Here is a 19722-nt window from a genome sequence, read left to right as displayed (position 1 = left end):
CACCGGTATGAGCACCCGCTGGACGTATGCCTTCGTGGACCGGCCCGTCGCGCGCTTCGCGCAGGCCTGCGACTTCTGGACGACCGTGACGGGTACGCGGCTGTCCGAATTCCGGGGCGGGCGGCGGGAGTTCGTGACCCTGCTGCCCGAGGATGCCGACTCCTGCGTCAAGCTCCAGGCGGTCGCCTCCGGCCCGGGCGGCGCCCATCTCGACTTTCCCGTCGACGACGTACGGGAGTTCGCGAGGTCTGCCGAGGCGCTCGGCGCACGGGTGGTCGCCGATCAGGGGACGCTGGTCGTACTGCGCTCCCCCGCGGGCCAGTTGTTCTGCACCGAGCCCTGGCGCGGGCAGTCGACCCGGCCGCCGGTGATCCACGGCAGCCGCCTCGACCAGGTCTGCCTCGATGTCCCGCCGTCGCTCCACAGCGCCGAAGTCGCCTTCTGGTCCGCCCTGTTGCCGGACTGGGACTCGGTGGCCGGTTCGCTGCCCGAGTTCCACGTGCTCAAGCCCCCGCCCGGCCTCCCGATCCGCATCCTCCTCCAGCGCCTCGGCGACGAACGCCCCGTCGCCGCCCATCTGGACCTCGCCTGCGCGGACATCGAGTCGACCCGCGCCGAACACGAGCGCCTGGGTGCCGAGTTCGTCGCCCGTCACCGCAACTGGACGGTGCTGCGCGACCCGGCCGGCGGCCTGTACTGCCTGACGCGCCGGGACCCGGAGACCGGCGGCCTGCCTAGCGGCTCCTGAAGAAGCACAGGGTCCGGCCCTTGTCGTCGGGGGTGGAGCGGGAGCACGCCGTCTCCCACCCCTCCGGGAGCGAGGGCGTCGGACTCGCCCGCTCCCACACGTACGGCCCCGACGGCTCCTCCGAGTCCCGCAGCCAGATCGTGAGCCCGCCCGCGACGACCACGAGAGCCGCCCACACCACCAGCGCCCGGCGCCATGAGCGGCGGCGGTCGCTCACCCCCACGGTTCCACGTCGACGACCGCGTCCACCGGCAGCGGTCCGTAGATGTGCGGGAACTCCTCGGCGCCGGGCTCGGGGGCCTCGTACTTCAGCGGTACGTCCAGCCGTGCGGGGTCGATGACGAGGAGCACGAGTTCGTCGGGCCCGGCGTAGGAGCCGTAGACGAAGGCGGCGACGGCAGGCACCTGTTCACGCGTCGAGCAGTGGATGAAGCCCTGCTCCTGGAGGGTGCGGCCGCGCGTCGACATCTCGTACGTGCCCCGGGCCCGGGCCTCCTCCCAGAGGGAGCGCTCGGTGAGGTGCACGATGGGGTTCGTTGTGGACATGCCGTCACGTTAAGGCCTTCGCCGCACCGCGGTCGCGTCGAGAGGCGGGTCCGGTCACCGTCCGGCGCACTGGCCATCCGGCCGCACCCCGGCGTCCTCAGCGGCGCCCCACCACGGTCCCACCCACAGGCGAGACCGGACCGAGGTCGGCGTTCCGGACGGTCGGGTGGGACGGGTCGTGGGGACGATCGTGCCTGTGACCTGGTCAGGGGCTCGACGCCGTACCGATCGCCCCCGCACGCGCCGAGCGTGCCCTACCGCCGCTGTCCGGGTTCGCGCCACATCGGCCACATCCGGGGGCCGTCCGGCAGCTCCAGCGGCTGCTCCACCGGCTCGAACCCGAGCCGCTCGTACAGCTCCCGACTCCGCTCGCTGCTCGCCTCCAGATACGCCGGCACCCCCTCCCGGTCGCACCGGTCGAGCACCGAACCGATGAGCGCGGTCCCCAGGCCCTCCCCCTGCCGGGCAGGGTCCACGCCGATCATCCACAGATACTCGTGGGCCCGGCCCGTGGGATGCACCTCGGCGGTGAGCCGCCCGATCAGTTCGATCCGCTCGTTGTCCGGATCGAGAGCCTCGCGCAGCTGCGCGAACTCCTCGGTGTCGCCGTCCTCGTCGCCCCCTTCCGCCGGCACCGGCAGCCACAACGCGCAGGCGGCCCCGTCCTCGGTGACGTCGACACGTCCCTCTGCCAGCACGGCGTCGACGAACGCGGCCATGAGCCGGGGATGGGTCGTGCGGCGGTACTCCTCCTCCGGAAAGATCCACCCACTGACCGGATCGTCCTGGAAGGCCGCGTCCAGCAGCCCCGCGACCTGCTCGCGATCGGCTCTGTCCGCCGTCCGTATCACCACACCCATGCCCGCCCCTATGTCTCAACAGCCTCTGGTTGCAAGGTCGTTGAGCCTATCCGGTGAAGACACGGAAACGGGCCCCGCACACCGTGGGGATGTGCGGGACCCGTCGGCCGGAGCCCCGGAGGGCCGTGCGGGGTCAGGAACCCCACGGCACCGGGCGCTCCGGGGCCCTCAGACGCTGCGCCGCGTCACGAACTCGGCGAGGGACAACAGCCCGCCCGCCGCCTCGGGTTGCGACACCGCCCGGGCCAGCTGTCCGATCGCCCGGGCCATCCGGTCGGCGGCCTGTGCCTGCGCCCAGTCCCGTCCCCCGGCCTCCTCGACGGCCAGGGCCGTACGCGCCAGATCCCCCTCGTCGTACGGCGCCGCGTACAGCGCGGCCAGGTCGGCGGCCGCGGGCGTGCCGGAGGCGAGCGCGGCGACCACCGGGAGGGACTTCTTGCGGGCGGCGAGATCCGCTCCGGCCGGCTTGCCGGTGCGGCTCGGGTCGCCCCATATGCCGATCACGTCGTCGATGAGCTGAAAGGCGAGCCCGGCCTCCCGGCCGAACGCGTCCATCGCCTCGACATCCTCGGCGGACGCTCCCGCGTACAGCGCGCCGATCGCACAGGCGCACCCCAGCAGCGCCCCCGTCTTGGCCTCGGCCATGACGAGCACCTGGTCGAGGGTGACCTCGCCGGGGTCGAGCCGTTCCATGGCGGTGTCCTGGTGCTGGCCCTCGCACAGCTCGACGACACAGGTCGCGAGCCTGGCGGCCGCGGCCCTGGACGCGGGGTGCGGGTCCTCGGCCAGCAGCCGGAGGGCCAGCGCCTGGAGGGCGTCCCCTGCGAGGATCGCGTCGGCGTCCCCGAACACGGTCCACGCGGTGGGCCGGTGCCTGCGGGTGGTGTCCCGGTCCATCACGTCGTCGTGCAACAGCGTGAAGTTGTGGACCAGTTCAACCGCCACGGCCGCCCGTACGGCGGCCGACCGCGCCGGGTCCCCGCCCAGGGCGGCGGCCGCGGTCAGGACGAGCGCGGGCCGTACCGCCTTGCCCGCGTTGCCCGCCGCCGGGGTGCCGTCGGCGTGCTCCCAGCCGAAGTGGTAGAGCGCGATCCTGCGCAGGGAGCCGGGCAGCGACTCCAGGGCGGAGCGCAGCTCGGGGTCGACCTGCGCCCGGGCCCGCTCCAGAATCACCCCGGCCTCGTGACCGTCGACGGAAGGTGTCCCGTGCGCGCCGGGCGCGGTCGGCGGGCCTGCCCCTGGTCCTTCGAGCACGCCTGTCTCGCCGACCGGCGTCTGCTCCCCGGCCCTCCCGGCGGCCGACGTCTGCGTCGTGAACTCGGCCATGGGATCCCCCTCGGTCACTCCGCGGACGGTGGCGCTTCCACTGTGGGTGGGTGTGCGCCACCGGGGCGGCTGCGCCCCGGTGTCCGACCGGGGTGTACCCGCCCTGGTGGGCGGGGACACGGCTCCCAGGTGCAGAAACGTCACCTCCAGCGGCCGATCTCGACGTTCTCCAACACCCCGAGCGCGTCCGGCACCAGCACGGCCGCGGAGTAGTAGGCCGTCACGAGGTACTTGATGATCGACTGCTCGTTGATGCCCATGAACCGCACCGACAGGCTCGGCTCGATCTCGTCCGGGATGCCGGCCTGCTGAAGGCCGATGACGCCCTGGTCGGCCTCGCCCGTACGCAGGGCGATGATCGAAGTGGTGCGCTCCGCGCTGACCGGGATCTTGTTGCACGGGTAGATCGGCACCCCGCGCCAGGTGGGGATGCGGTTGCCGCCCACTTCCAGGGTCTCGGGGACCAGACCGCGCTTGTTGAGCTCACGGCCGATCGCGGAGATGGCGCGCGGATGGGCCAGCAGCAGCTTGGTGCCCCGGCGGCGGCTGAGCAGCTCGTCGAGGTCGTCGGGGCTGGGCACACCATCGTGCGGCTGCAGTCGCTGGTCGTACTCGCAGTTGTGCAGCAGCCCGAACTCGCGGTTGTTGACGAGCTCGTGCTCCTGGCGCTCCTTGAGGGCCTCGACGGTCAGCCGGATCTGCTGTTCCGTCTGGTTCATCGGCTGGTTGTAGAGGTCGGCCACGCGCGTGTGGATGCGCAGGACGGTCTGGGCGATGCTCAGTTCGTACTCGCGGGGCCGCGCGTCGTAGTCGACGAAGGTGTGCGGGATGTCGGGCTCACCGTCGTGGCCGGACGCGAGGTCGATCTCCTTCTCGCCGTACTTGTTGGTGCTGTGCGAGGGGATCGCCCGCTGTTCCTGGAGGTGCTCACGCAGGGCGTCGGCGCGCTCCGCGACCTGGTCGACGTCCTGGCGGGGCAGCACGAGGAGCGTGCAGGCGGTCGCCGCGCGGGCGGTGTACTCCCAGATGGCGTCCGGGTCGAGGAGCGCCTGGTCGCCGAAGTAGGCGCCGTCGGCGAGGACGCCGAGGACCGAGTCGTCGCCGTAGGGGCCGATGCCGATCTGCTCCACCCTGCCGTGCGCCAGCAGGTACACCTCCTCGGCACGGCCGCCGAACGAGGCGATCACCTCCCCCGGGGCGAACTCCCGCTGCTGGCAGCGCTGGGCGAGTTCGGACAGCACCTCGTCCTCCTCGTACGACCTGAGCGCCGGCAGCTCGCGCAGTTCGTCGGGAATCACCTCGACCCGGTCGCCGGTCTTCACGAACGTCACCCGGCCGTCGCCCACCGCATAGCTCAGACGTCGGTTCACCCGGTACGTGCCGCCCTGCACGTTCACCCAGGGCAGCATGCGCAGCAGCCAGCGGGAGCTGATCTCCTGCATCTGGGGTGCGGACTTGGTCGTGGTGGCCAGGTTCCGCGCGGCTGCCGTGCCGAGGCTCTGCTGCGGCCGGTCCTGCTCGGTGCGGATCTCTTCGCCTACCGACATAAGGAATTGCCCTCCCGAAATACATGCCTGAGCGCGATCTGCGCCCAAGCATCGTGTGCACGGGCAAGCCTTCCTCACGGAACGTTTCGGTGCTATTACCCGAAAGAGGGGGAATGGATCACCGCGGGGCTGGGCACATGAGCAATTCCTGTCGCATCGCGTCCGGCCAAGTCCATTTCCATGAACGGAATTCGACTGTCCGAATCGAGTCGCACGCCGTACCAACCAGGAGTGGAGTCCTCCGTTTTCGGTACAGGCACGTTACGAGCCGACCGCGTACGGCGGGCGGCGCGCAGTGCGAAGGAGGCGGCCATGGCCTCACCCATGTCCGCGGGCAGATTTCTGGCCGTTCTGCGGGCGGAGGGCGCCACCGTCGTCGAGGTCGGCGACTGGGAGCACCACAACCGCAACCAGGTCGGGGCCTGGGGGCCCGTGCACGGCGTGATGATCCACCACACGGTGACCAAGGGCAGCGCGGCGACGGTCGAGCTGTGCCGCAAGGGCTACAGCGGCCTGCCCGGCCCCCTGTGCCACGGCGTCATCACCAAGGACGGCACCGTCCACCTCGTCGGCTACGGCCGCGCCAACCACGCCGGTCTCGGCGACGACGACGTCCTGCGTGCGGTGATCGCGGAGCGGGCGCTCCCGAGCGACAACGAGGCGAACACCGACGGCAACCGCCACTTCTACGGCTTCGAGTGCGAGAACCTGGGCGACGGCGAGGACCCCTGGCCCGCGGCCCAGCTGGCGGCGATCGAGAAGGTCTCCGCGGCGGTGTGCCGCCACCACGGCTGGACGGAACGGTCGGTCATCGGCCATCTGGAGTGGCAGCCCGGAAAGGTGGACCCGCGCGGCTTCACGATGGCCTGGCTGCGGGGGCGTATCCGGGAGCGCCTGACATGACCCCGCAGGTCACAATGGGGACGTGACCGGCCCCGACACCCTGCACCCCCGCCTGCCGTCCCCTCTCCAGGAGTTGTCGGACCCCCGTTTCGCCCGCCATGGCCTGCGTCTTCTCCTCAAGCGCGACGACCTGATCCACCCGGACCTCGTCGGCAACAAGTGGCGCAAACTCACACCGAACCTCACCGCCGCGGCCGGTCGGGGCATCGTCACGTTCGGCGGGGCCTACTCCAACCACCTCCGCGCCACGGCGGCCGCCGGACGCCTCCTCGGCCTGCCCACGGTCGGCGTGGTCCGGGGTCAGGAACTGGCCGACCTTCCGCTCAACCCCTCACTGGCCCGATGCAGGGCCGACGGCATGCGGCTGCACTTCGTCGACAGGTCGACGTATCGCCGCAAGGCCGAAGCAGACACCCTCGCGCGCGTGCTGCGCGCGGCGGGCGCCGAGGACGCATACGTCGTCCCCGAGGGAGGCAGCAACGCGCTCGCCGTACGAGGGTGCCGCGCGCTCGGCGAGGAGCTGTCCGGGCAGGCCGACGTCGTGGCGATCGCCTGCGGTACCGGCGGCACCCTCGCGGGTCTGGCCGCGGGCCTTCCCCCTGACCAGCGGGCACTGGGTGTGCCGGTCCTCAAAGGCGGCTTCCTGACGGCCGACATCCGCGCGCTGCAGCAGCATGCCTTCGGCGGCCCGCGCGGCGACTGGACGCTCGACGACCGCTTCCACTTCGGCGGCTACGCCCGCACCACCCCCGAACTCGACGCCTTCGCCGAGGACTTCGAGAACCGCCACGGTCTGGCCGTGGAGCGTCTCTATGTCGCCAAGTTGCTCTACGGACTTGTCGCGCTCGCCGAGCAGGGCGCCTTCGCGCGCGGGACGACACTCGCGGCCGTCGTCACGGGCCGACCCTTCCCCTGAGGGGCCGCCCGCTCTGCTTCCGGTTTCACTGCTCCGCCTCCCGATAGGCCGCCGCCTCCTCCAGGTCCAGCCTGCGCAGCAGCGTCCGCAGCATCTCGTCGTCGATGTACCGCCCGTCCCGGAGTTTCACGAAGACCGCGCGTTCGGCGCCGATCATCTCCCCGGACAGCCGGCGGTAGGTGTCGTCGACCGTCTCACCCGTCAGCGGGTTGACCTGGCCGAGGCGCTCCCAGACGGCGTTGCGGCGGCGGTCCAGGACCGAGCGAAGACGGTCGGCGAGGGGCGGTGGAAGGGCGTTGCTCTCGTCGGCGAGGAGTTCGTCCAGGTGGCGTTCGGCGGCCCGGGAAGCCTGCGCCTGGGCGTTGGCCTCGGCGAGGGTCTCGGCCTGGGCGTCACGGCCGGGGAGCTTCAGCATGCGGATCAGCGGAGGCAGGGTGACGCCCTGGACGACGAGAGTGCCGATGACCGTGGTGAAGGTGAGGAACAGGACGAGGTTGCGGCCCGGGAAGGGCTCGCCGCCGTCCAGGTGCTCGGGGATCGAGAAGGCGATCGCCAGCGAGACCACGCCCCGCATTCCGGCCCAGGCGATGACGAACGGCCCCTTCCAGGTGGGGTTGTCCTCACGCGCGCGGATCCGCGCGGACAGCAGGCGCGGCAGGAAGGTGGCCGGATAGACCCAGGCGAACCTCGACACGACCACCACGAGGAAGACGGCGACCGCGTACCACGCGGCCGGACCGCCCTCGTACTCCCCGAGGCCCCTCAGCACGACGGGAAGTTGCAGTCCGATGAGGGCGAACACGGCCGACTCCAGGACGAAGGCGACCATCTTCCAGACGGCGTCCTCCTGGAGGCGCGTCGCGAAGTCGACCTCCCACGCGCGGTGTCCGAGGAAGAGCGCCACCACGACCACCGCGAGCACTCCGGACGCGTGGAACTGTTCGGCCACCGCGTAGGCGACGAACGGGATCAGCAGGGAGAGCGTGTTCTGCAGCAACGGCTCCCTGAGGTGCGTGCGCAGCCAGTGGATCGGCACCATCAGCACCAGGCCGACCGCGACCCCGCCGACCGCCGCGAGCAGGAACTCGCCGATACCGCCCGCCCAGGTGGCGCCCTCACCGACCGCGGCCGCGAGCGCGACCCGGTAGGCGGTGATCGCGGTCGCGTCGTTCACCAGGGACTCGCCCTGGAGAATGGTGGTGATCTTGGAGGGCAGACCCACCCGGCGGGCCACCGCCGTGGCCGCGACCGCGTCCGGCGGCGCCACCACCGCGCCCAGTACGAGCGCCCCGGTCAGCGAGAGACCCGGCACGATCCGGTACGCCGCCCAGCCGACGACGAGGGTCGCGAAGAGCACGTATCCCACCGACAGCAGCGCAACGGGCCGCATCTGCGCCCGAAGGTCGAGATAGGAGCTGTCGGTGGCCGCGGAGTGCAGCAGCGGCGGCAGGATGATCGGCAGCACCACGTCCGGGTCGAGCGTGTACTCCGGGACCCCTGGCAGGTACGAGATCACGAGCCCTGCCGCGACCAGCAGCAGCGGCGCCGGCACCGGGGTCCGCCGGGCGGCCGCGGCGACCACCGCGCTCCCCGCCACCAGCAACAGCAGTGGCATCACGTCCATGGCCCTCGCCCGCCCTCACTCATCGTCCTGCGCCCGCCCTCGATTTTGCGCGCGGCTGCCCGCGTGACCGTCGTAACCTGGCAATCATGAAACAGTGCCTGCATGCCGACGCGCTGCCGCACCCGGAACCCGAACCTCACAACGAGACGTGTCCGGAGTGCCTGAGGGACGGCACCCACCCGGTACAGCTGCGCCTGTGTCTGTCCTGCGGTCACGTCGGCTGCTGCGACTCCTCGCCGGGCCAGCACGCGACGAAGCACCACAAGAACACCGACCACCCGATCATGCGGACCCACGAACCGGGTGAGAACTGGCGTTGGTGCTTCGTGGACCACGTCCTTGTGTGACCCTGGACCGCCGGGTTCCAGGACGGTTCGACCGTCTGACGTCTGGGTACGTCAACCCGGCGCGCGTTCTTCCCAATTGGAGCCGCAAACCCCTAGACACGGAGCGTGTCCACAGTTTTACTGTGAGTGACGGCAAGGGGTTGGGGTCCCGGGGACAGGAAAGTCGAGAGCGCGGTAGCGTCACCGCTGAACCACACATCGCGTTACTCCGGGGGGCGACCCTCGGCCCCCGAAAAGCTTGTACCACCTTGGAGGTGAGGGTGTCCCAGATCGCAGGCGAGCCCGCGACCCAGGACTTCGTCGAAGTCCGGCTGCCGGCCGCGGGTGCCTACCTGTCGGTGCTGCGGACGGCCACGGCCGGCCTCGCGGCCCGTTTGGACTTCACCCTCGACGAGATCGAGGACCTGCGCATCGCCGTCGACGAGGCCTGCGCGATCCTGCTTCAGCAGGCCGTGCCGGGCTCGGTGCTCAGTTGCGTCTTCCGACTAGTCGACGACTCGCTGGAGGTCACCGTCTCGGCCCCGACCACGGACGGCCACGCGCCCGCGCGGGACACCTTCGCCTGGACCGTCCTCTCGGCCCTGGCGGGCAAGGTCTCTTCGGCCGTGGACGAGGACAAGACCGTTTCGATCAGCCTCTACAAACAGCGCGGCGCCGGCCCCGGGCCGGCGTGAGGAACGGGGACGGGCCGGTGCGGGACGAAGAGCGCGGCACACGGGAGCTGCCGGCCGAGGGGGGACGCCCTCCCTGCCCGAGCGGCGCCGACAGCCTGGGCGCCGACGGACTCGGCGGTTCCCGGCGCATGGCGGACGGCATCGACGGCATCCCCGAGCAGGCCAGGCCGCACCCGGAGGAGGACGCCGGCGACACGACGGCGGCCGGCTTCCTGGACGACGGGCAGCGTGATCGGGAAGGTGCCGTGCAGGGCGCGCCTCCGGCAGTTCGGACCGGGGCCTTCCCGGCCCGGACGGGGGCGACGGCTCGTGGAAGGGCGACGGGCGGGACGATGAGCGAGCACGAGCGAAACGCAGAGGGCAGCGCGGCGGGCGCGAACAACACGCCGGCCCCGCGGCCGGCCCCGCGGCACGATCCGCACGACCGCAGCGGGGCTCGCGCCCTGTTCATCGAGCTGCGCACGCTGGACGCCGGCGGCCCGGAATACGCGGAGCTGCGCAACCGGCTGGTCCGGATGCACCTGCCGCTCGTCGAGCACCTTGCGCGCCGCTTCCGCAACCGCGGTGAGCCGTTGGACGATCTGACCCAGGTCGCCACCATCGGCCTGATCAAGTCGGTCGACCGCTTCGACCCGGAGCGCGGCGTCGAGTTCTCGACCTACGCGACGCCCACGGTCGTCGGCGAGATCAAGCGCCACTTCCGCGACAAGGGCTGGGCGGTGCGGGTACCCCGGCGCCTCCAGGAGCTGCGCCTCTCGCTCACCACGGCGACCGCGGAGCTCTCGCAACTGCACGGCCGCTCCCCCACGGTCCATGAACTGGCCGAGAAACTGGGCATCTCGGAGGAGGAGGTCCTGGAGGGCCTGGAGTCCGCCAACGCGTACTCCACGCTGTCCCTGGACGTCCCCGACACGGACGACGAGTCCCCGGCGGTCGCGGACACCCTCGGCTCCGAGGACGAGGCGCTGGAGGGCGTCGAGTACCGGGAGTCCCTGAAGCCGCTCCTGGAGGACCTTCCGCCCCGCGAGAAGCGAATCCTTCTGCTCCGCTTCTTCGGGAACATGACCCAGTCGCAGATCGCGCAGGAGGTCGGCATCTCCCAGATGCACGTCTCGCGCCTGCTGGCCCGCACGCTCGCCCAGCTGCGGGAGAAGCTGCTGGTGGAGGAGTAGGCCTCCGCTCCGATTCGAGCGACGGGCCCAGGGTCCACGACCGGAGCTCGGCCCCGGGCCGAGCTCGAAGGACAGGCCGGAAGCGGCGGTCACGACTTCCGGCCCACGTCTCACCGACGGCGTTTCCGGCACGGCCACCCGGTCCGCGGCGTTACGGCCGACCTGCGGGTCGGCCCAGCGGTCGCCGGCCGCCGCCGCGCGGTTCGGCGCCAGGAGAATCCCCGACCCCCGGCCACAGACCAGTCGTCGACCCCGTAGGGCCCTGATGCCCCCAATGGCTCGGCTTCGACGGTTACTGCCCGCCGCCGCTCATGCGGCTCCCGGCCCGTGGGGTTCAGCGACAGCGAGCGACCCCGGCTACCGGCCACAGACCTGCCGTCACCCGTAGGCCCCGATACCGCCAACGGCTGGGCCTCGACGGCTACTGCTCGCCGTCCTGTGCGCGGCCCGGGCCCCTGATGCCGAGGGCCTGGGTCGTCGCCGGGTTGACCAGCAGGACCAGCGCGGCCACCGCGACGACCGCGAGGGCGATGCCCGCCGGGATCGCCACACTGTCGGCCCGGAGCAGGTTGTAGGCGACGGGCAGGGCCATGATCTGCGTGATGACTGCCGGGCCCCTGCTCCAGCTCCGCCGGGCCAGCAGCCCCCGCGCGGCGAGCAGCGGCAGCAGTGCGAGGACGATCAGGGTGATGCCCCCGGTGACGGCGGACCGCCGGTCGTCCGGGTCGCCGGCCAGGCCCTCGACGAGCATCCAGGCGCCTCCCACGACGAGCGCGAGGCCTTCCAGCGCCGCCAAGGCGGCGGCGTACGTCAGGCGCCGCGGGCGGGGACCGGCGGTTTCGGGGACGGCGGGGATCTGCTCGCTGCTCACGTCTGAAGAGTAGCCCCGGCCCTGCCTGGCCCCACTGTGAGGAGCGGGCAACGCACGGCACCGCGCCGAGGTTGCCCCACGCCCCCGTGGCAAGGTTCACGTGCCGAGTCTTACGTGATCCCTACCTCGGCCTGTGCCCGGTACCACCCAGTAGGTACGCTGCAACCCATGCGTGCACTTCTCGTGGTCAATCCGGCGGCAACCACCACAAGCGCACGTACGCGCGATGTCCTGATCCACGCGCTCGCGAGCGAGATGAAGTTGGAAGCGGTCACCACCGAGTACCGCGGCCACGCGCGCGACCTGGGCCGGCAGGCGGCGGAGAGCAAGGACATCGACCTGGTCGTGGCCCTGGGCGGCGACGGCACCGTCAACGAGGTCGTCAACGGCCTCCTGCACGCCGGCCCCGACCCCGAGCGCCTTCCCGGTCTCGCCGTCGTCCCCGGTGGCTCCACCAACGTCTTCGCCCGCGCCCTCGGTCTGCCCAACGACGCCGTGGAGTCCACCGGCGCCCTCCTCGACGCTCTGCGCGAGGGCCGCGAGCGTACGGTCGGCCTGGGGCTGACCACGGGCACACCCGGCACCGAGGACGAGGCCGTGCCTGGACGCTGGTTCACCTTCAACGCGGGTCTCGGATTCGACGCCGGCGTGGTGGGACGGGTGGAGCAACAGCGCGAGCGGGGCAGGAAATCCACACACGCTCTCTACGTCCGCCAGGCTCTGCGTCAGTTCTTCGGCGAGGCCCATCGCCGCCACGGCACGATCACCCTGGAACGTCCGGATGCAGTGCCGGTGACCGATCTGGTCCTTTCCATAATCTCGAACACCTCTCCGTGGACCTTCCTGGGCAATCACCCGATGTACGCGTCGCCTAAGGCTTCGTTCGATAAAGGCCTCGACGTACTCGGTCTCAGCCGTATGACGACGCCCGCAATCGCCCGGTATGGCACCCAATTGCTCACTTCGTCCCCCGAACGCGGCCCCCATGGCAAGCACGCTGTGTCCCTGCACGACCTGGACCAGTTCACCTTGCATTCGAAGGTGCCTCTGCCCCTCCAGATGGACGGCGACCACCTCGGGCTGCGAACGAGCGTGACGTTCACAGGCGTACGCCGTGCACTGCGTGTGATTGTGTGAGCAGAAGAGGCTAAAGTCCTTTCACTCGAACGTTTAGACCAGGGTCCACCCCATGGAAGTACGGCTGTGACCTAGTCGACACCGAGGAATCAAAAAAAACTTTCCGGAAGGGGTTGTATCCGCCGCTGAGGTTTGCGAGTCTCTACGTGGCGGTCGGGACAGCCCGCAACACCAGCGTCCACAGGCCACCGGAACCCCTCTTCAATCCACAGGACCACACCGGGCGAGACTCGGTGGACGGCCCTTCACTTGTTGAGGGATTCGTGAAAGCGTTCACATTCACAAGCAACTTGCACGTAATACCAAGGAGAGGTAGCAGCCATGGACTGGCGTCACAACGCCGTTTGCCGCGAGGAAGACCCCGAGCTCTTCTTCCCCATCGGCAACACCGGTCCTGCGCTGCTGCAGATCGAGGAAGCCAAGGCCGTCTGCCGTCGCTGTCCCGTAATGGACCAGTGTCTGCAGTGGGCGCTCGAGTCCGGCCAGGACTCCGGCGTCTGGGGTGGTCTCAGCGAGGACGAGCGTCGCGCCATGAAGCGCCGTGCCGCCCGCAACCGGGCACGTCAGGCTTCTGCCTGACACCCGCCCCTAAAACAGCCTGAGCTTGGCGGCGCGTACACCGCGTACGCTTCTCCCGCCCCCGAGCCGCAGCGCGCAGTACCCCCCGATGCGCAGCAAACGCTGGCAACGAGCATGTGAGCCCCGGACCCCTGAACGGTCCGGGGCTTTTTGCTGTCCACCGGCCCCGCATGCGGCGCTGGGATACCGCGTCGCGTACGGGCCTTACTTGTTGGCCCGCACCGGCACATCGAGGATCACCCGGGTCCCGCCCTCCGGCGCCGGGACCATGTCGAACGTGCCGCCCAACTCGCCCTCCACCAGGGTCCGTACGATCTGCAGACCGAGGTTGCCCCCGGTGTGCGGGTCGAAGCCCTCGGGCAGGCCGACGCCGTCGTCCTGGACGGTGACGAGGAGACGGGCCTCCTTGGTGGTGCCGCCGCGGACCGCGGAGACCTCGACCGTGCCGGTGTCGCCCTCGCGGAAGCCGTGCTCCAGGGCGTTCTGGAGGATCTCGGTGAGGACCATCGACAGCGGAGTGGCGACCTCGGCGTCCAGAATGCCGAAGCGGCCGCTGCGGCGGCCGGCGACCTTGCCCGGCGAGATCTCCGCGACCATCGCGAGGACACGGTCGGCGATCTCGTCGAACTCCACGCGCTCGTCCAGGTTCTGAGACAGCGTCTCGTGCACGATCGCGATCGAACCGACGCGGCGCACCGCTTCTTCGAGGGCCTCACGGCCGCGGTCGGACTCGATGCGCCGGGCCTGGAGCCGGAGCAGGGCCGCCACTGTCTGGAGGTTGTTCTTCACCCGGTGGTGGATCTCCCGGATGGTCGCGTCCTTGGTCATCAACTCGCGCTCGCGACGGCGCAGTTCGGTCACGTCCCGTAGCAGGACCAGCGAACCGATGCGGGTGCCCTTGGGCTTGAGCGGGATCGCCCGGAACTGGATGACCCCGTCGCGGGCCTCGACCTCGAACTCGCGGGGCGCCCAGCCGCTGGCGACCTTGGCGAGCGCCTCGTCCACCGGCCCCCGGGTCGGGGCGAGTTCGGCGGTGGTCCTGCCGAGGTGCTGGCCGACGAGGTCGGAGGCGAGGCCCATGCGGTGGTAGGCCGACAGGGCGTTCGGGGAGGCGTACTGGACGATGCCGTCCGCGTCGAGGCGGATCAGACCGTCGCCGACGCGGGGGGCCGCGTCCATGTCCATCTGCTGGTTCGGGAACGGGAAGGAACCGGCCGCGATCATCTGCGCCAGGTCCGAGGCGCTCTGCAGATACGTCAGTTCGAGGCGGCTCGGGGTGCGCACGGTCAGGAGGTTGGTGTTGCGCGCGATGACACCGAGGACGCGCCCCTCCCGTCGTACCGGGATCGACTCGACCCGGACGGGGACCTCCTCGCGCCACTCCGGGTCGCCCTCGCGCACGATCCGGCCCTCGTCGAGCGCGGCGTCCAGCAGGGGGCGGCGGCCGCGTGGGACGAGGTGGCCGACCATGTCGTCCTGGTAGGAGGTGGGGCCCGTGTTGGGCCGCATCTGGGCCACGGAGACATAGCGGGTGCCGTCGTGGGTGGGGACCCACAGGACGAGGTCGGCGAAGGAGAGGTCGGAGAGCAGCTGCCACTCCGAGACCAGCAGATGGAGCCACTCGAGGTCGGAGTCGTCGAGGGCGGTGTGCTGGCGGACCAGTTCGTTCATGGAGGGCACGGGTGCGAGCGTACCTGGCGGTATGTGAGCGGCCTAAATACGCCGTGCCCTGAAGACACCCGCGGGCCGCGGCGCCTGGGAAGGACCCTCAGCCTTCCCGGCACCGCAGCCCGGAGCAACATCGGCCGTGGGGTGTGCGGTCCCGGTCGGCCGAAGGATGAGGATCCGGGGCAGTCAGGGCAGAGAGCTCCGGGTCCTCGATCCGTCTTCCTGTGCGGGGAAGACGGAAGTCACGCTTCAATTGTGGACTAGACCACTAGGTGTGTCCATGCGTTGGAGCCTGTTTGTTGTTGGCGCTTTCCCTCGCGGGAGTCGACCGTTCGAACGCTCTGACAACCACCACGCAGCCTAACGCGTGTGGGTTCATGTGCGGGGCCGGATCTCCCCGGCAATTTCCGCCACCCTCGCGGGCGATGATCCCAGGAGGGGCTGGACCTCCTCGGTCACGTTCTCGATGGATGGCTTTCCCGACCCTGGGCCGAGGCACCCGATTCTGTTAGATTGGTCTAAACCACATGGGCCGCACCGGGTCCGGTCAAGCCCCTCTGGTTGAGACCGTTTCTCCAGATCGGACCGTTTCCTCAGATCGGCAGGCGCAGCGTGGAAGTTGTCATCGTTCCGGACGCCAAGGCGGGTGGCGAGCTCATCGCCGAGGCCATCGCCCAACTGCTCCGACACAGGCCCGACGCCCTGCTCGGCGTGGCGACCGGTTCGACCCCGCTGCCCGTCTACGAAGCGCTGGCGGCGAAGGTGCGGTCCGGCGCCGTGTCGGCGCAGCGGGCTCGGATAGCCCAGCTCGACGAATACGTCGGGCTGCCTGCCGAGCATCCGGAGTCGTACCGGTCGGTGCTGCGGCGCGAGGTGCTGGAGCCGCTGGGGATACGCATGGCCGCGTTCATGGGCCCGGACGGGACGGCACAGGACATCCCCGGCGCGTGCGCGGCGTACGACGCGGCGCTGGCGTCGGCCGGGGGCGTGGACCTGCAGTTGCTGGGGATCGGGACGGACGGGCACATCGGGTTCAACGAGCCCTGTTCCTCGCTGGCCTCGCGGACGCGGATCAAGACGCTGACGGAGCAGACCCGGGTGGACAACGCGCGGTTCTTCGACGGGGACATCGAGCAGGTACCGCATCACGTGATCACGCAGGGGATCGGCACGATCCTGGAAGCCAGGCATCTGGTGCTCCTCGCCACAGGCGAGGGGAAGGCCGACGCGGTCGCGGCGACGGTCGAGGGTCCGGTCGCAGCGGTGTGTCCCGCGTCGGCGCTTCAGCTGCACCCGCATGCCACGGTGGTCGTCGACGAGGGAGCCGCGTCCAAGCTGAAGCTGGCCGACTACTTCCGGTACACGTTCGTCAACAAGCCCGACTGGCAGGGGATCTAGGCCAGATCCATGCCGCATTGCGGATCGTGCGCGACGTGTCGCGTACGACCCGCACCGCGACGGGCAGGGCCTACTTCCCGGTGATGATCTCCGCCGCCGCCCTGCCGCACACCCGGGCCGCGCCGTGGGTGGCGATGTGGAGCGCGCCGCGCGGGGGTGCCTGGGGCAGACCCATCTCGACCACGACCGTGTCGGGGCGGGTTCTGAGGACGGTGTCCAGGGCGGCCGCCATCCAGGGGTGGCGGTGCTCGTCGCGGACCACGGCCACGATGCGCCGGGGACCGGCCGCGGCCAGGGTCGCGAGGCCCGCGGTGTCCCCCGCGAAGGTGCCCGTCTCCGTGCCCGGGAGCAGACGGGCGAGTTCGGCGGCGACACCCCAGGGGGTCTCGTCACCGACGGCGAAGTTGGCGATGGGGGTGAAGGCGGCGACATAGGGCGGCGCGGTGAGCGGGGTGAAGCCGTCGGTGCCGCTGCTGTTCGCGCCGGTGATCCGCAGCGCCCGCCGTGCCGCGCGCAGTCCCACCTCCTCGTCGGCAGGAGTCCCCGGATCGGTCGCGCCCGCCGACGTCCAGCGGGCCAGGAGACGGACCCGTTCGGCGGCGTCGGCCAGGCGCTCCTCGGGGAGTTCACCGGAGCGGACCGCCGAGACCAGGGCGTCCCGCAGGCGCCGTACCGTCTCGTCGTCGGCCAGGCCGCCGCCCACACAGATCGCGTCGGCGCCGGCGGCCACGGCCAGGACACTGCCGCGCTCGATGCCGTAGGTCCCGGCGATGGCCTGCATCTCCATACCGTCGGTGACGATGAGGCCGGTGTAGCCAAGTTCGCCGCGGAGCAGGTCGGTCAGGACACCGTGGGACAGCGTCGCCGGGCGGTCCGGGTCCAGGGCCGGGACCAGGATGTGGGCGGTCATCACGGCGCGGGTGCCGGCGGCGATGGCCGCGCGGAACGGGGAGAGTTCCCGCGATCCGAGCAGGGACGCGTCCACGTCAATGCGTGGGAGCGCGTGGTGGGAGTCGACGGCGGTGTCGCCGTGGCCCGGGAAGTGCTTGGTGCAGGCCGCCACGCCCGCGGACTGCAGGCCGGTGACGTAGGCGGCGGTGTGGCGGGCGACCAGTTCGGTGGAGGCGCCGAAGGAGCGGACACCGATGACCGGGTTGGTCGGGTTGGAGTTCACGTCGGCCGACGGGGCCCAGTTGAGGTTGACCCCGCAGGCCGCGAGACGGCGCCCCAGCTCGGCGGCCACCTGCCTGGTCAGTTCCACGTCGTCCACCGCGCCCAGGGCGTGGTTGCCGGGGAAGGACGAACCGGTCCGCACCTCCAGACGGGTGACGTCGCCGCCCTCCTCGTCGATCGCGACCAGGACGTCGTCGCGTTCGGCGCGCAACTGTGCCGTCAGGACGCTCAGTTGCTCGGGTGAGGCGATGTTGCGGCCGAACAGGCCGACCGAGGCGAGCCCTTCACCGAGGCGCCGCAGCAGCCAGTCGGGGGCGGTGGTGCCGGTGAAGCCGGGCTGGAGGACGGTCAGGGCGTCCCGCGTGAGCCTGTCGGTACCGCTGGCGATTGTCGTCATCGGGGGCGTTATCCCTTCACGGCGCCCGCGGTGAGGCCCGCGGCCATCTTGCGCTGGACGAGGAGGAAGAGGATCACGATCGGCACGGCCATCATGGTGGAGCCGGCCATCATCGGGGCGTATTCGGTGCCGTGTTTGGTGGTGAAGTTGCCGAGCCAGACGGTCGCGGTCTGGTGTTCCTGGCTGAGCAGCATGAGGGCGTACAGGTACTCGTTCCAGGCCAGGATGAAACCGTAGACCGAGGTGGCGACCATGCCGGGGGCGAGCAGCGGGAAGACCACACGGATGAAGGCACTGGTGCGGGAGCAGCCGTCCACCATCGCCGCCTCCTCCAGTTCCTTCGGGATGTTGACGATGAAGCCGCGCAGCGTCCACACCGTGAAGGGCAGGATGAAGGTCAGGTACGTGATGATCAGGCCCGACAGTTTGTCGTACTGGTCGAGGTCGTTGAGCAGCAGGAAGACCGGGATGATCATCGCGACCAGGGGGACCATCTGGACCGCGAGGATGGTCACGATCACGACCTTCCGGCCGCGGAAGTCGAAGCGGGAGATGGCGAGCGCGGCCAGCGTGCCCACCACGATGCCGATCGCCACGACCAACAGGGACACGATGAGGCTGCGGCCGACCGGGCCCCAGAAGTCGGCGATGGCCAGCGCGCGCCGGAAGTTGTCGAGCGTGAGGCCGGTCGGCAGCAGGCTCGGGTCCGGGTCGATGGCGTCCTTGGCGGGCTTGAACGCCGTGTTCACCATCCAGTAGACGGGGAAACCGGCGGCGAGGAAGACGAGGAGACCGAGGAGGTTCCAGCCGGCCCTCGACCTGCGGGGCGTCCCGGGAGCGAGCGTGCTCATTCGACCTCTCCGATCTTCAGCATCTGGCGCATATAGACGGCGACCACACCGAGCAGCAGCAGCACGGTGATGAGGGCGATCGCCGAGCCCTGTCCGTAGTCGTTGACCACGAAGGCCCGGTCGTAGGAGTAGGTGGTCAGGAGCTGGAACTCCGCTTCCGGGTGGCCGTTTCGCATGACGAAGACCTGAGGGAAGACGCCCATGTCCCAGATGACGGAGAGGGTCGTGAGCATCACGATGATCGGTTTGAGGATCGGCAGGGTGACGTACCGGAAGACGCCCCAGGCGCCCGCGCCGTCCAGCCGGGCCGCCTCCTCCAGTTCGGCCGGAACCTGGGTGAGGCCGGCGCTGAGAGTGATCACGACGAAGGGCACGGCACCCCAGACCACCAGGAGCATGATCACGGCCAGGCCCTGGGGTCCGCTCGCGAACCAGTTGTGACCGATCATGTCGACCCCGGGCAGTTTGCTCAGCAGCGCGTTGAGGACGCCGTAGTCCGCGTCGAACAGCCACTTGAAGACGGTGGTGGCGACGATGATCGGCATTCCCCAGCTGGCCACGAGTGCCACGTTGATCAGGGTCTTCACCCAGCCGGAGACCCTCTGGAGCAGCAGCGCGACGAGCATGCCGCCGACCATCGTGAAGATCACGCAGCCGGCCGCGAAGACGATGGTCCGTACGACGACCGCCCAGAACTCGCCGTCGTTCAGCACGCCCGTGAAGTTGTCGAAGCCGACCCACTGGGCGGGCAGGAAGCCCCACAGCTGGGACTGGCCGAACTTCTGGAAGGACAGCGTGACCAGGCGAACCAGCGGATAGCCCATGACCAGGGCGAGGACGAGCAGACAGGGGGCGAGCAGCAGCCAGGGAGTGCCGCTGAAGCCGCGCTTTCTGCTCTGCGGCGCGGGCGGGGGCGGCGGCGGTACGGCTGTCGGCGGCGGCGCCTTGGCGGGGGTGGTCGTGTCTGCGGCACTCATCGCGCGCT

Annotated in this window: 20 protein-coding genes; 9 read left to right on the top strand and 11 right to left on the bottom strand. The window is 70.4% G+C overall.

The window, feature by feature from the left end; genetic code table 11:
* The first annotated feature begins 7 nt into the window (after positions 1–7).
* On the top strand, positions 8–748 hold the full coding sequence (locus tag OHT57_RS33345; protein ID WP_328750432.1) for a VOC family protein: 741 nt from the start codon (positions 8–10) through the stop codon (positions 746–748).
* Here OHT57_RS33345 and OHT57_RS33340 read toward each other — a convergent pair.
* The 5 genes from OHT57_RS33340 to OHT57_RS33320 all read right to left on the bottom strand — a co-directional run bounded on the left by OHT57_RS33340 (position 735) and on the right by OHT57_RS33320 (position 5027).
* Positions 735–965, bottom strand: coding sequence for a hypothetical protein (locus OHT57_RS33340; RefSeq protein ID WP_328750431.1), 231 nt, complete (start codon positions 963–965; stop codon positions 735–737). The genes OHT57_RS33345 and OHT57_RS33340 overlap by 14 nt on opposite strands.
* Positions 962–1294 carry a DUF952 domain-containing protein gene (locus tag OHT57_RS33335; RefSeq protein WP_328750430.1) on the bottom strand — a complete coding sequence of 111 codons (333 nt, stop codon included), beginning with the start codon at positions 1292–1294 and terminating at the stop codon, positions 962–964. The genes OHT57_RS33340 and OHT57_RS33335 overlap by 4 nt, the downstream gene beginning before the upstream one ends.
* 254 nt (positions 1295–1548) lie before the next feature.
* Positions 1549–2154, bottom strand: coding sequence for a GNAT family N-acetyltransferase (locus tag OHT57_RS33330; protein ID WP_328750429.1), 606 nt, complete (start codon positions 2152–2154; stop codon positions 1549–1551).
* Between the two features lie 168 nt (positions 2155–2322).
* Positions 2323–3480 carry a family 2 encapsulin nanocompartment cargo protein polyprenyl transferase gene (locus tag OHT57_RS33325; RefSeq protein WP_328750428.1) on the bottom strand — a complete coding sequence of 386 codons (1158 nt, stop codon included), beginning with the start codon at positions 3478–3480 and terminating at the stop codon, positions 2323–2325.
* Positions 3481–3620: 140 nt separating this feature from the next.
* Positions 3621–5027, bottom strand: a complete 1407-nt coding sequence (locus OHT57_RS33320; protein ID WP_328750427.1) for a family 2B encapsulin nanocompartment shell protein — start codon at positions 5025–5027, stop codon at positions 3621–3623.
* A gap of 312 nt (positions 5028–5339) precedes the next feature.
* On the opposite strand from OHT57_RS33320, the gene OHT57_RS33315 reads away from it, so the two are divergent.
* On the top strand, positions 5340–5930 hold the full coding sequence (locus tag OHT57_RS33315; RefSeq protein ID WP_328750426.1) for an N-acetylmuramoyl-L-alanine amidase: 591 nt from the start codon (positions 5340–5342) through the stop codon (positions 5928–5930).
* 22 nt (positions 5931–5952) lie between these two features.
* Positions 5953–6846: a 1-aminocyclopropane-1-carboxylate deaminase/D-cysteine desulfhydrase gene (locus tag OHT57_RS33310; protein WP_328750425.1), complete on the top strand. Its 894-nt coding sequence runs from the start codon at positions 5953–5955 to the stop codon at positions 6844–6846.
* A gap of 25 nt (positions 6847–6871) precedes the next feature.
* Here OHT57_RS33310 and OHT57_RS33305 read toward each other — a convergent pair whose 3' ends face one another.
* Entirely contained in the window at positions 6872–8470 is a 1599-nt protein-coding gene (locus OHT57_RS33305; RefSeq protein ID WP_328750424.1) for a Na+/H+ antiporter, read from the bottom strand.
* Between the two features lie 86 nt (positions 8471–8556).
* Between OHT57_RS33305 and OHT57_RS33300 the strand changes: the two genes are divergently transcribed.
* From OHT57_RS33300 to OHT57_RS33290, 3 genes are all read left to right on the top strand, one after another.
* Complete coding sequence (locus tag OHT57_RS33300) at positions 8557–8817, top strand: UBP-type zinc finger domain-containing protein (protein ID WP_328750423.1); 261 nt, start codon at positions 8557–8559, stop codon at positions 8815–8817.
* Between the two features lie 260 nt (positions 8818–9077).
* Positions 9078–9491, top strand: coding sequence for an anti-sigma regulatory factor (locus OHT57_RS33295; RefSeq protein WP_019058277.1), 414 nt, complete (start codon positions 9078–9080; stop codon positions 9489–9491).
* A gap of 17 nt (positions 9492–9508) precedes the next feature.
* Positions 9509–10663: an RNA polymerase sigma factor SigF gene (locus OHT57_RS33290; protein ID WP_328750422.1), complete on the top strand. Its 1155-nt coding sequence runs from the start codon at positions 9509–9511 to the stop codon at positions 10661–10663.
* A 421-nt stretch (positions 10664–11084) separates the two neighbouring features.
* Here OHT57_RS33290 and OHT57_RS33285 read toward each other — a convergent pair whose 3' ends face one another.
* Positions 11085–11534, bottom strand: coding sequence for a hypothetical protein (locus tag OHT57_RS33285; protein WP_328750421.1), 450 nt, complete (start codon positions 11532–11534; stop codon positions 11085–11087).
* A 168-nt stretch (positions 11535–11702) separates the two neighbouring features.
* Between OHT57_RS33285 and OHT57_RS33280 the strand changes: the two genes are divergently transcribed.
* Both OHT57_RS33280 and OHT57_RS33275 read left to right on the top strand, forming a co-directional pair.
* Positions 11703–12671, top strand: a complete 969-nt coding sequence (locus OHT57_RS33280; RefSeq protein ID WP_328750420.1) for a diacylglycerol/lipid kinase family protein — start codon at positions 11703–11705, stop codon at positions 12669–12671.
* A gap of 321 nt (positions 12672–12992) precedes the next feature.
* A complete protein-coding gene (locus OHT57_RS33275) occupies positions 12993–13250 on the top strand; it encodes a WhiB family transcriptional regulator (RefSeq protein ID WP_006142322.1) in 258 nt (85 codons plus the stop codon).
* 204 nt (positions 13251–13454) lie between these two features.
* Here OHT57_RS33275 and OHT57_RS33270 read toward each other — a convergent pair whose 3' ends face one another.
* Entirely contained in the window at positions 13455–14921 is a 1467-nt protein-coding gene (locus tag OHT57_RS33270) for a sensor histidine kinase (protein ID WP_328753400.1), read from the bottom strand.
* Positions 14922–15530: 609 nt separating this feature from the next.
* On the opposite strand from OHT57_RS33270, the gene nagB reads away from it, so the two are divergent.
* On the top strand, positions 15531–16316 hold the full coding sequence (gene nagB / locus OHT57_RS33265; protein WP_328750419.1) for a glucosamine-6-phosphate deaminase: 786 nt from the start codon (positions 15531–15533) through the stop codon (positions 16314–16316).
* Positions 16317–16386: 70 nt separating this feature from the next.
* On the opposite strand, the gene OHT57_RS33260 is transcribed toward nagB, so the two are convergent.
* From OHT57_RS33260 to OHT57_RS33250, 3 genes are read right to left on the bottom strand one after another with little or no spacing between them, the layout of a single operon-like run.
* Entirely contained in the window at positions 16387–17886 is a 1500-nt protein-coding gene (locus OHT57_RS33260; protein ID WP_328750418.1) for a glycoside hydrolase family 3 protein, read from the bottom strand.
* A gap of 8 nt (positions 17887–17894) precedes the next feature.
* Entirely contained in the window at positions 17895–18737 is an 843-nt protein-coding gene (locus OHT57_RS33255) for a carbohydrate ABC transporter permease (protein ID WP_328750417.1), read from the bottom strand.
* The gene (locus OHT57_RS33250) at positions 18734–19714 is read right to left on the bottom strand and encodes a carbohydrate ABC transporter permease (protein ID WP_328750416.1); all 981 of its coding nucleotides are present in this window, start codon (positions 19712–19714) and stop codon (positions 18734–18736) included. Before OHT57_RS33250 ends, OHT57_RS33255 begins: the two co-directional genes overlap by 4 nt.
* Positions 19715–19722 lie beyond the last annotated feature (8 nt).

Source organism: Streptomyces sp. NBC_00285, assembly GCF_036174265.1.
In the GTDB taxonomy this organism is placed as follows: domain Bacteria; phylum Actinomycetota; class Actinomycetes; order Streptomycetales; family Streptomycetaceae; genus Streptomyces.
This window is presented reverse-complemented; position numbering and strand designations above follow the sequence as displayed.

Excerpts from the sequence above, each read along its gene's own strand:
- OHT57_RS33345 (WP_328750432.1), top strand. The coding sequence starts at position 8 with ATGAGCACCCGCTGGACGTATGCCTTCGTGGACCGGCCCGTCGCGCGC.
- OHT57_RS33335 (WP_328750430.1), bottom strand. The coding sequence starts at position 1,294 with ATGTCCACAACGAACCCCATCGTGCACCTCACCGAGCGCTCCCTCTGG.
- OHT57_RS33330 (WP_328750429.1), bottom strand. The coding sequence starts at position 2,154 with ATGGGTGTGGTGATACGGACGGCGGACAGAGCCGATCGCGAGCAGGTC.
- OHT57_RS33325 (WP_328750428.1), bottom strand. The coding sequence starts at position 3,480 with ATGGCCGAGTTCACGACGCAGACGTCGGCCGCCGGGAGGGCCGGGGAG.
- OHT57_RS33320 (WP_328750427.1), bottom strand. The coding sequence starts at position 5,027 with ATGTCGGTAGGCGAAGAGATCCGCACCGAGCAGGACCGGCCGCAGCAG.
- OHT57_RS33315 (WP_328750426.1), top strand. The coding sequence starts at position 5,340 with ATGGCCTCACCCATGTCCGCGGGCAGATTTCTGGCCGTTCTGCGGGCG.
- OHT57_RS33305 (WP_328750424.1), bottom strand. The coding sequence starts at position 8,470 with ATGGACGTGATGCCACTGCTGTTGCTGGTGGCGGGGAGCGCGGTGGTC.
- OHT57_RS33300 (WP_328750423.1), top strand. The coding sequence starts at position 8,557 with ATGAAACAGTGCCTGCATGCCGACGCGCTGCCGCACCCGGAACCCGAA.
- OHT57_RS33280 (WP_328750420.1), top strand. The coding sequence starts at position 11,703 with ATGCGTGCACTTCTCGTGGTCAATCCGGCGGCAACCACCACAAGCGCA.
- OHT57_RS33275 (WP_006142322.1), top strand. The coding sequence starts at position 12,993 with ATGGACTGGCGTCACAACGCCGTTTGCCGCGAGGAAGACCCCGAGCTC.
- OHT57_RS33270 (WP_328753400.1), bottom strand. The coding sequence starts at position 14,921 with ATGAACGAACTGGTCCGCCAGCACACCGCCCTCGACGACTCCGACCTC.
- OHT57_RS33260 (WP_328750418.1), bottom strand. The coding sequence starts at position 17,886 with ATGACGACAATCGCCAGCGGTACCGACAGGCTCACGCGGGACGCCCTG.
- OHT57_RS33255 (WP_328750417.1), bottom strand. The coding sequence starts at position 18,737 with ATGAGCACGCTCGCTCCCGGGACGCCCCGCAGGTCGAGGGCCGGCTGG.
- OHT57_RS33250 (WP_328750416.1), bottom strand. The coding sequence starts at position 19,714 with ATGAGTGCCGCAGACACGACCACCCCCGCCAAGGCGCCGCCGCCGACA.